11 protein-coding genes are annotated in these 10511 nt (G+C 64.6%); 6 read left to right on the top strand and 5 right to left on the bottom strand.

All coding sequences use genetic code 11. The features are described 5' to 3' along the window. From AC1DF3_RS35830 to AC1DF3_RS35815, 4 genes are all read right to left on the bottom strand, one after another. A partial coding sequence (locus AC1DF3_RS35830; RefSeq protein WP_478142646.1) for an ABC transporter permease subunit occupies nt 1–197 on the bottom strand: 197 nt, incomplete at its 3' end. Next, nucleotides 194–904 carry an ABC transporter ATP-binding protein gene (locus AC1DF3_RS35825; RefSeq protein ID WP_478142645.1) on the bottom strand — a complete coding sequence of 237 codons (711 nt, stop codon included), beginning with the start codon at nt 902–904 and terminating at the stop codon, nt 194–196. The genes AC1DF3_RS35830 and AC1DF3_RS35825, both read right to left, overlap by 4 nt. After that, nucleotides 904–1674, bottom strand: a complete 771-nt coding sequence (locus AC1DF3_RS35820) for an ABC transporter ATP-binding protein (RefSeq protein WP_478142647.1) — start codon at nt 1672–1674, stop codon at nt 904–906. Before AC1DF3_RS35820 ends, AC1DF3_RS35825 begins: the two co-directional genes overlap by 1 nt. Nucleotides 1675–1921: 247 nt before the next feature. Continuing rightward, entirely contained in the window at nt 1922–2080 is a 159-nt protein-coding gene (locus AC1DF3_RS35815) for a hypothetical protein (protein WP_478142644.1), read from the bottom strand. A gap of 730 nt (nt 2081–2810) precedes the next feature. On the opposite strand from AC1DF3_RS35815, the gene AC1DF3_RS35810 reads away from it, so the two are divergent. Continuing rightward, complete coding sequence (locus AC1DF3_RS35810) at nt 2811–3035, top strand: hypothetical protein (protein WP_478142643.1); 225 nt, start codon at nt 2811–2813, stop codon at nt 3033–3035. 728 nt (nt 3036–3763) lie between these two features. Here the strand turns inward: AC1DF3_RS35810 and AC1DF3_RS35805 are convergent. Beyond that, on the bottom strand, nt 3764–4660 hold the full coding sequence (locus AC1DF3_RS35805; protein ID WP_478142642.1) for a LysR family transcriptional regulator: 897 nt from the start codon (nt 4658–4660) through the stop codon (nt 3764–3766). Between the two features lie 124 nt (nt 4661–4784). Between AC1DF3_RS35805 and AC1DF3_RS35800 the strand changes: the two genes are divergently transcribed. The 5 genes from AC1DF3_RS35800 to AC1DF3_RS35780 all read left to right on the top strand — a co-directional run bounded on the left by AC1DF3_RS35800 (nt 4785) and on the right by AC1DF3_RS35780 (nt 10238). Continuing rightward, nucleotides 4785–5981 (top strand): iron-containing alcohol dehydrogenase, encoded by a 1197-nt coding sequence (locus AC1DF3_RS35800; RefSeq protein ID WP_478142641.1) that lies wholly within the window; start codon nt 4785–4787, stop codon nt 5979–5981. 9 nt (nt 5982–5990) lie between these two features. Then, nucleotides 5991–6983: a Bug family tripartite tricarboxylate transporter substrate binding protein gene (locus AC1DF3_RS35795; protein WP_478142640.1), complete on the top strand. Its 993-nt coding sequence runs from the start codon at nt 5991–5993 to the stop codon at nt 6981–6983. A 9-nt stretch (nt 6984–6992) separates the two neighbouring features. Next, the gene (locus AC1DF3_RS35790; protein ID WP_478142639.1) at nt 6993–8216 is read left to right on the top strand and encodes an alpha/beta hydrolase family protein; all 1224 of its coding nucleotides are present in this window, start codon (nt 6993–6995) and stop codon (nt 8214–8216) included. A gap of 73 nt (nt 8217–8289) precedes the next feature. Next, a complete protein-coding gene (locus tag AC1DF3_RS35785; protein WP_478142638.1) occupies nt 8290–9198 on the top strand; it encodes a polysaccharide deacetylase family protein in 909 nt (302 codons plus the stop codon). Beyond that, complete coding sequence (locus tag AC1DF3_RS35780; RefSeq protein WP_478142637.1) at nt 9195–10238, top strand: asparaginase; 1044 nt, start codon at nt 9195–9197, stop codon at nt 10236–10238. Before AC1DF3_RS35785 ends, AC1DF3_RS35780 begins: the two co-directional genes overlap by 4 nt. The last annotated feature ends 273 nt before the right edge of the window (nt 10239–10511 follow it).

Genomic DNA, 10511 nt, shown 5'->3' with positions numbered 1-10511 from the left:
ACGTCGAAATAGTTCATCGCCATCCAGGTCAGCACCGCGCCCAGCATGAACAGCGCGCCGTGCGCGAAGTTGATGACGTTGAGCAGGCCGAAGATCACTGCGAGCCCGAGGCTCAGGATCGCGTAGAACGACCCGTTGACCAGCCCCAGGAGGAGTTGGCTCAACAGAGCGGAAACAGGAAGACCAAGTATCGTCATACGCCAAGCAGTTCGTTGAGCACCGGCATCTTGGCCTCGAGTTCGGCAGCGCCGAACTTCTCGACGATGCGGCCATGCTCCATCACGTAGAAGCGGTCGGCCAGCGGCGCCGCGAAGCGGAAGTTCTGCTCGACCATCACGATCGTGTAGCCCTTGCCGCGCAGCGTGTGGATCATGCGGGCCAGCGCCTGCACGATCACCGGCGCCAGGCCTTCGGAGATCTCGTCGAGCAGCAGCAATCGGGCGCCGGTGCGCAGGATGCGGCCCACCGCCAGCATCTGCTGCTCGCCGCCCGACAGCCGCGTGCCCTGGCTGTGGCGGCGCTCGGCCAGGTTCGGGAACATCGCGTAGATCTCGTCGACCGACATGCCCTTGTCGGCGCTCTTGAGCACCGGGGGCAGCAGCAGGTTCTCTTCGCACGAGAGACTGGCGAAGATGCCGCGCTCCTCGGGGCAGTAGCCGATGCCCTGGTGGGCTATGCGGTGCGTCGGCATGTGGATGGTTTCGGTGCCGTTGACCTTGATGCTGCCCTTGCGGGTGCCGGTCAGGCCGAGCACCGCGCGCATCGTCGTGGTGCGGCCGGCGCCGTTGCGCCCCAGCAGCGTGACCACCTCGCCGGGCTGCACCACCATGTCGACGCCATGCAGCACGTGCGATTCGCCGTACCAGGCCTGCAGGCCCTTGATCTCCAACGCTGGGGTGGCCATCAATGCGCCCCTTGCAGCTGACCGTCGGTGGTGCCCATGTAGGCTTCCATCACCTGTGGATTGCGCGACACCTCGGCATACGGCCCCTCGGCCAGCACGGCGCCGCGCTGCAGCACCGTGATGGTGTCGGCGATGGTCGAGACCACGCTCATGTTGTGCTCCACCATCAGGATGGTGCGACCCGCCGACACGCGCTTGATGAGTTCGGCCACGCGGTGCACGTCCTCGTGACCCATGCCCTGGGTGGGCTCGTCGAGCAGCATCAGCTCCGGCTCCATCGCCAGCGTGGTCGCGATCTCGAGCGCACGCTTGCGGCCGTAGGGCAGGTTCACGGTCAGCTCGTCGGCCAGGTCCTCGAGGCCGACTTCGGCCAGCAGCACGCGGGCTCGGGCATCGAGCGGCTTCAGCGACTTCTCGCTCTTCCAGAAATGGTAGCTGGTGCCCAGCGCGCGCTGCAGACCCAAACGCACGTTCTCGAGCAGAGTCAGGTGCGGGAACACCGCCGAGATCTGGAACGAGCGGATGATGCCCCGCCGCGCGATCTGCGCCGGGCGCTCGTTCGTGATGTCCATCCCGTTGAAGAGAATGGTGCCGGAGGTCGGCTCGAGGAACTTGGTGAGCAGATTGAAGCAGGTCGTCTTGCCCGCGCCGTTGGGTCCGATCAGCGCATGGATGGAGCCGCGAACGACCGAGAGATCGACCTTGCTGACCGCGGTGAAACCCTTGAATTCCTTGGTGAGCTGGCGTGTCTCAAGAATAGCGCCGTTTATCGAGATCATTAGTACTTTGCACTCAAGGCGAATCGCGATCCTACGAGACAGGATCGAGAAAAAGCTCATTCGCGCTACAACTACGCGTCAAAGCTAGACGTAGAACCAACTGTTCCACTTGACAAATCAATACAGTCCTCGAAGATCAAGACGGGGAGTATCTGCATCAACCGGGCGAGTTTCTTTTTCTCATATGGCGTTGCAATTGAAAACTTGAACCTTCCGCTGTGACATGGAGCTTCGCAGACTAACGGGTTTCCACATCGCAGACAAAGACTGATGAGTTATCGCCTTTATGCTGTTCAAGCATGGCATCTTCGATATCTGAAAATTTTAAATACCGATGGGGAGCGAAGAAGGCGAAGCGCTGAAGATCCTTTCTTCCGCGCGGCAACGCAGGCTTCATGCTGGTCTCGCTGCTAGAGCTGCCAATGGTCCAGTACGGGTCCGCCCAATCGGCACGGGAGAGGCCTGAACGCAGGCGACACGCGTTTGCCCGCAAGCCACATGCCCGAAGGTCTAAGCCCATCTTTTACGCCGATCAGCATGGGGAGTTCAAGGCGTGGCGCATGCGCGGATGCCCCATTTAGTGAAACTACTTTTCTCGCCATGCCTCATCGGCATCGCTGCCTACAGAAGCGACGGCGATCCCTCGGCCTCACAATGAACTGAGGCCCGTTTCGCGCACCGTAGATGAACGCGCCCTCGAGCCTGGCTGGTCTTCGATGCCGCGTTGCTGGAAGATGCTCCTACCGCGGGCGCGCCGAGCAAATCGCGGCGACCCATACCAGGCCAGCGCCCGCGCCGTCGAAGAGGCTTGCGCATCCCGGCGACGACCTAGCGTGCCTTCAAGGCGGCGCGGCAGTCCCTGGCGCCCGCGGCGGGCATCCCGGATGGCATCGCCCGCCTGCGCCTGCTCGAAGCCATGCACTGGCTGCTGGAACGTGGCATCGTCCTGCACGGCCCTCTCGTGCTCCGAACTGAATCTGCTGTCGCGGGGCCTGATCCCCGGCGCAGCCTGCCGGCTGCCAACGTCCGGTTACTGCTGTCGCTGCTGTTGTCTGCGGGCGCAGGCCGTACAGCGGTCGCGCGATGCTTCTCGCACCTGACCTCACCTGGCCTTCCCAGCAATGGCGATGCGTATCGACCATACCCGGAATGGCGATCATCTCTGCGGCGTCTATCACTTCGGCGCCACCATCTTCCAGATTCGTGCCGAGGGCGGCAATGGTGCCGTCGGCAATCAGGATATCGCCCTTGGTCAAATTGCCGACTTTGGCATCCATGCTGACGATCGTGGCGCCTCGAACCAGAATCTTGCGAGGCGCTCTTGCCGGCGGCGTGACGAGTTGACCGCCTAGATCGGACATTGTTGATTTCTCCTGGGCAGAAACGGTTCCAGCCAGGCATGTGGCTGCAGCGAACGTCAGCGCAGAACGGCGCGTAATAGGCGAACTCATATTTTCCTCATGAGTGGATAGGCTGGATGGGTATGGGCATTTGCCTTCACTGGCCCATGCGACGGAATTTACAGCCTGGAGAATTTCAGAGAAACACCCAAGGTGCAATTTAAGATTTCCGAGCATCGGAAACATGAATCGATTGACCCATCGCTGCCTCTCATTCAACTCGCCAAGCGCGGCAATCTTGCGGTCGCGAAGACCCTACCCACAAGCAATTTCGTGGCACGACAGCGGGTAAGTCGACAGCGCCAGGGCATTGGCCGCGCAATAAGGTCGCACGCTCAGACCCTGCTCGAGGCGGCGCTGTTCATGGTCGCGCCAGAAGGCTTGGTATTTGCTGCACCATCGCGTGGCCTATTCGCCAGTCCACGCGTACTCGCCCCGCTCCCGCGACTTCTACTGCATCTGCCTGATCCGTCATCGAGCTCTCCATTGCAAGGAGATCTGACGATCACCGATGACGCCGCATCACGCAATGACGGGGTATATCGGACATTCACGTAGGAACGGAGATGGCTCCCCGCCCCCCGCACAGATCCGCACGTGCGGCACTACCGCGTCCTCACCGCCGAATAGAGGCGGATCCCGACCGCCGGCAACAAGGAAACCCTGGGCGATTCACCGCATCATTTGACGAATGACTTTGCCTCCTGCCGTATCAGGTTGGCCATCTCCAGACCTGCCGCCGACAGCGGCACGTCCGCGCGGCGCGCTAGCACCCGGTTCATGGCGAGGCCGAGCAGGCGCGAGAATCCGACCTCCTTGGGGCGGAACTCGTCCTGCACAGCCCGCTTCGTCAGTACGGCATAGCCCAAGCCGTCGCGCACGAAGCGCCCGATGAGCGGCACGCCCAAGTTCGTCACCTCGGCCACGATGCGCAGTGACACGCCTTCCTCGCGAGCGAGCCGGTCCAGTTGGACGCGCACGAAATTGCCGCTGCCCGCCACGATGAGCGGGATGTCCGTCAAGTCGGCGATCTCCAGCTCGCGCCGTCTGAACAGCGGGCTGTCGGGCGGGCCGACCAGGAACAGGTCTTCGGTTACCAACGGGGTGAAAGAAAGTTTCTTGTTCGACGCCGGGTTGGTGAGGATGCACAAGTCCATTTCGGCGCGCAGCAGCAGCACCTCCAGCTCGCCAGTCAGCTCCACTGTCATCTTCAGTAGCACGCCCGGATAGCGGGAATGGAACTGCCGTACGACGGAGGGGAAGAGTGATTCGGTGAACGAGGGAGGCCCTCCGAAGGCTAGTTCGCCGCGCGGTTGCGGGCTCTCGGCCGCCAGAGTGGCCTGCAAGCGGTCCACCTGCCGCACGATGGAACGGGCCTCCACCAGCAACTTCTCGCCCGCCGTAGTGAGCGTGATGCCCCTGGCATGCCGCAGCAGCAGCAGGGTGCCGAACTCCTCTTCCAGTGCGCGGATCTGGTTGCTCAGCGCCGGCTGCGACACCTGCAGAACGCGCCCCGCGGTGGTGAAGCTGCCCCGCTGTGCCACAGTGACGAAAGAACGCATCTGCCGTATGTCCATGACTCGGATCGTCCATAACGTAGTTACATGGAACATATTCTAAGAATGCATGGCTCCCGTTCTTAGACTAGGGGCCTGCCAGGGGACTTTCCCCTGGTTCTTTCTTTCAGCAAAGGGCAAGGCCATGAAACCGACGGAGTCGCCCGCGTTGCGCGCGGGCCAGTTGCTGATACCGGCCATGGAACGCATTAGCTTTGGCAAGCCTTTCGTGGAGACCGTGGCAATGGAAGTCGAGCGGGCGGGCGTGCAGCGCATCTTCCTGGTGGTGAGTGGGTCGCTCAATCGGCGGACCGACGCCATCGAGCAGTTGCGCGCCCGGCTCGGTTCGCGCTTCGTGGGGCAGTTCGATGTCATACCCCAGCACGTGCCGCGCGACGCCGTGCTACGCGCGGCGGATGCGGCCCGCGCGGCAGGCGCGGATCTGCTGGTCAGCGTAGGCGGCGGCTCCGTCACCGACGCGACCAAGACCGTTCGCTTGTGCCTGGAGCACGACCTGCGCACCTTGGACGCTTTCGAGCCCTTCCTGCTGCGTTCGGACCCGAAGACGGGCGCCCTGACTGCGCCAAGCTTCCGCCCACCCGTCATCCGCCACATCGCGGTGCCAACCACACTCTCCGGCGGCGAGTTTGCGCCCACGGCCGGCTCCACCGACCCGCTGCGCAAGCTCAAGCAGGGCATCCGCCACCCGGGACTCATTCCGTATGTCGTGGTGCTGGACCCATGGCTTGTGCGGCACACGCCTCTGGATACCTGGCTCTCTACAGGCATCCGCTGCGTGGACCATGCGGTGGAAGGCTATTGCTCGCTGCAGGGCAATGCCATGTCCGATGCCTGCTCGCTGCTGGCAATGCCGTTGCTGGCTCAGGGCTTACGCGACTGCAAAGCGGACCCCGGCAGCGTGGAGGCGCGCGCTGCATGCCAGAACGGCATGTGGCTGGCGCAGATCGCGATGTGGTCCGGCGTTCCGATGGGAGCCAGTCATGGCATCGGCCATGTGCTGGGCGGCGCCATGGGCGTGCCGCACGGCTATTGCTCCTGCGTGACGCTGCCCAGCGTGCTGCGCTTCAACGCCGCCACGGGCGGTGCGCGGCAGGCGGAGTTGAGCAAGGCCCTGGGCCAGCCCGGCGCTGCGGCGGCAGATGCCATCGCGCAGTTGATCGCGGATCTGGGCCTGCCCGCCACTCTGCGCGGCGTGGGCCTGGGGCCCGAGCGCTTTGACGAAATCGCCGAGAAGTCGATGCTCGACCGGTGGGTGCACACCAACCCCCGACCCATCAGCGGACCCGCCGACATCCACCAGATTCTGTCCATGGCTGCCTAGGAGTATTCGATGACGAGCGAACCGAAGTTGAGGAGCACGCTGCGCCGCCTGACGGCCCTGGGGCTGCTGGCGTCCCTGGTACCGCTCACGGCACAGGCACAGGCATACCCTGACCGGCCTATACGGCTGATCGTGCCCTATCCTGCGGGCAATGCGGCGGACATCCAGGCCCGGCTGATCGCTCAGAAGCTTGCGACCCACCTGGACCAGCCGGTGGTCGTCGACAATCGCGCTGGCGCTACCGGGCAGATCGGCATCAGCGCCGTGGCGCGCTCGGCGCCGGACGGCTACACGCTGGTGATGGGCCAGGTGAGCGCCTTCGCGGTGGCGCCGCACACCTTCAAGAACCTGCCCTACGACGTCCGCAAGGACTTCGTGCCGGTGGCACAGGTGTCGTCCAACTCTCTGGTGCTGTACGCCAATGGCAAGGTGCCGGCGAACAACCTGCAGGAACTGATCGCACTGTCCAGGAAGCAGCCTGACCGATTTACCTACGGTACCAACGGGGAAGGCGGCCTGCCGCACCTGATGATGGAGCTGCTGATGGCCAAGACGGGCGTCAAATGGGTCCACGTGCCCTACAAGGGTGTCGGCCAGATTTCCACCGACGTGTTGTCCGGCCAGATCGACCTGGCGCTCGACTCCTACGCGGGGATGATCGCCTACGCCAAGGACGGCCGGCTCAAGGCCCTGGCCTCCTCGGCCGGCAAACGCATCGATGCCTCGCCCGACCTGTCTACCTTCCGCGAATCCGGCGTGCCGGATTACGAGGTCTACGGCTGGTTCGGCCTCTTCGCGCCGGCCGGCACGTCATCGCAGATCGTCAACGTCCTGAACGCAGCGGTGAACTACTCCTTGCAGGAACCGGACGTACAGGCCAGCCTGCGCAACGTGGGATACGAGCCCGTGGCCGGTACGCCGGACCAGTTCAACCAGACCTTCCTCAAGTCTTACGAGCTCTGGGGTCAGGTCGTGAAAAACATCGGCTTCGTGCCGCAGTAAGGACCCTTCATGGACAACAAGATGCAAGAGACCACTTCCCCCCGCTTCGAGGCGTTCGGCTGGCAACAATGGCCCGACCATTTCTGGCATTCGTACCAGTTCCGGCGTGGCCTGGGCGAGACGCAGGAAGGCGGCGGTGCGATCAGCGAATGCTTCCAAGTCGCCAGCCGGATCGTGCCGGGCGACGATGAAAGCTGGTTCGCCGAATGGGAGCGGATCGCCAAGCGGAACATGGAGCGTGGAGACGCGGCGGCGCTGGCCGGCCACCGCCGTACCGCCATGAACTGCTGGCTCAGGGCGGCCAACTATTTCCGCATGGCCGAATTTTGGCTGCCACCGGAAGACCCGCGACGCTTGGCGACATTCACGCTGTGCGAGCAGGCGTCCCACAAGCACTTGGGGTTCCTCGACATTCCCGGCGAGGTGCTCGAGATCCCTTACGAGAACGGCACGACCCTGCCGGCGTACTTTGTTCGCTCGCCCCACGGCGGCGCGAAGCAGCCCGTGCTGATATCCTTCGGCGGGCTCGACTCGTACAAGGACGAACTGTGGTTCATGACCGGTCGGGGTGCGTTGCAGCGTGGCTTTTCTATCCTGCTAGTCGATGGCCCCGGCCAGGGCGGCGCGCTGAGGCGCCAAGGGCTCGTGTCCCGCTTCGACTACGAGGTGCCTGTGGGCCGCTGCGTGGACTGGCTGCTGGCGCGCGGCGACATCGACCCGGGCCGTATCGCGCTGAGCGGCTCCAGCCTGGGTGGCTACTATTCCGCGCGCGCCGCGTCGTGCGACCACCGCATCGCCGCCTGCATCTCGCATGGCGCGATCTGGAACATCCAGCAGCGCTACAGCCCGCGCGGGGAGGACCACGGCCTCGCCATGCACATGAAATGGGTGTTCGGCGCCGGCAGCATGAAGGAGGTGGTGTCGCGAGCTACACCCTTCAAGCTCGAAGGCGTGCTGTCGCAGATGCGCTGTCCCTACCTCATCCTGCATGGCGGACACGACACCTTGGGCGTGGAAGACGCAAAGATGGTGTTCGAGCATGCACGCAGCAATGGCGTCGACGTCACGCTGCGCGTGACAGACACCGAGGAAACGGGCGCGGAACATTGCCAGCATGACAACCCCACCCTCGGTCAGGAACTCATGCTCGATTGGCTGTGCGACCGATTCGGGATGCGCCCTTCGGCCTGGTCGGCCCGAGAACGTGTTCAAAGCCTGAATACGGTCTGTTGAACTGGCCAAGCAGCAGCGAGATGTCGCAGGTGCAATCCTGAGCGTAGCTACTTCCCCCTCCTTGGAGATACCCATGACTTTCGACATCGGCGCCAGCGTACGAGCCCGCGCGCCCTACCAGTCCATCGTGAGCCGCCCCCGTCTGCGCCTGCCCGACGACGCGCGCGTGGTGCTCTGGAACATCGTCAACGTGGAAGTATGGGAGCCCACCGGCGCCATGCCGCGCGCGGTGCTGTCCCCTCCCATGGGTGCGCCGCTGCTGCCGGACGTGCCGAACTGGGCCTGGCACGAATACGGCATGCGCGTAGGCTTCTGGCGTATCCTCGACGCGATCACGAGCCGCGGCATGCCGGCGACCCTCGCGCTCAATGGCAGCGCGATCAGCGTCTATGAAGAGGCATGCCGCGCGGCGCATGAGGCCGGCTGGGAGTTCATGGGCCACGGGCACGTGCAGCGCCCCATGCACAAGGTGGAAGACCAACGCGCCGCGATCCGCCAAACCATCGACGCGATCCAGCGGTTCACGGGCAAGGCGCCGCGCGGCTGGGAAAGCCCAGGACTCACCGAGACCGACGACACGCTGGACTTCCTGGCCGAGTCCGGCATCGAGTACGTGGCCGACTGGGTGCTGGATGACCAGCCGGTGGCCTTGCATTCGCCCCAGGGCCGCATCACGTCCGTACCCTATACGGTCGATCTCAACGACGTCGTGGTCAGCGCAGTGCAGCAGCAGCCATCCGACGAGATGCTGCGCCGCGGCAAGGCGCACTTCGACCGCCTCTACAAGGACGGCGCGACGCAGCCGCGCGTCATGGCGATCTCCGTGCACCCGTACCTGAGCGGCGTGCCGCACCGCATCGGTTTCGTCGAGGAGCTGTACGACTACGTGTTGGGCCACACGGGTGTGGTCGTGTGGTCGGGCGAGCAGATTCTCGACTGGTTCCTGGAACAGACCGCGGGTCAGCCCAAGGCCCACCCGTGAGCGCTAACCCGTCGCGCTCAGACGCACGCATCCCCCCGCCGCGCGTGCTGGTCGTGTCGTTGGGCGGCACCATCACCATGATGGCCGCATCAGGCGTCCACGGCATCCGTCCGACGCTCACCGCGGACCAACTGCTCGCGGCCGAGCCGCGCCTTGCGCAGGTCGCGCAACTGGACGCGGTCACTCCCATGAGCTTGCCGGGCGCATCGCTGACGCTGCAGCACCTGCGGGAAGTGGCCGCGCTGCTGCGCGCGCATCTTGATGGTGCACCGAGCTCGCCCGTCGGCGCGGTCGTGGTGCAGGGCACGGACACCATTGAGGAAACGGCCTTCGTACTGGATCTGCTCGCGGCGCGGAACGAAGCAACCATCGTCGTCACAGGGGCGATGCGCGGGCCGCAAGCGGCCGGTGCGGATGGGCCGGCCAACCTGCTCGCGGCGGTCGCCACGGCAGCCGACGCTCGCCTGCAAGGTATGGGCACGGTAGTGGTGCTCAACGACGAGATCCATGCGGCGCGCTGGGTCCAGAAGACGCACACTGCGCTGACAAGCGCCTTCGCGTCGCCGGGCACTGGCGCTATCGGCGCCGTGGTGGAAGGGCACGTGCACCTCTTCGCCCGGCCGGAGGGCCACATCACGCTGCCCGTTGAGGCGGTGGGCTGCGATGCGCCGCCAGCAGCGATCGCACAGATCGCACTGGGCCTGGGAGAGGACGGACGCATGCTGCCCGCGCTCGCTTCTCTTGGCTACGTAGGCGCGGTGATCGAAGGGATGGGCGCGGGCCATGTGCCCGCAGCCTGCGTCCAGAACCTGGAGAAACTCGCCGCGGAAATGCCCGTGATCCTCTGCACGCGCGTGCGCGCGGGCCCCGTGTTCACCGGCACCTATGGCTTCCCAGGCTCCGAAATGGATCTGCAGTCGCGGGGCCTGATCCCCGGCGCCAGCCTGCCGGCTGCCAAGGCCCGGCTACTGCTGTCGCTGCTGTTGTCTGCGGGCGCAGACCGTGCAGCAGTCGCGCGATGCTTCTCGCACCTGCCCTGACCCGGCCGAGATGTACCGCGAGGTCGACCGGCAGCGCTCCACACAAAGTGCACAAGCGATGGGTGACAGCAGGGCATCCATCAGGCGCTGCCTACACGGGTCAGTTCAGTTTGAACGATTCGGAAAACGGATCCGGCCTGTACCCAGCCGCATTGAACAGATAAGCGAGGGACTCGTCGATCGCGGAGCGCAGCTTTGCCTGATCCACGCCCAGCACGACACCACGCCGTTTGCGCAGGCGCCCGCCAATGATGACCGTATCGACATTGCTGC

This window comes from Variovorax sp. 10N432 (assembly GCF_056394465.1).
Note: the sequence above shows the minus strand (reverse complement) of the source record. Positions and strands in the feature narration are given on the sequence as shown.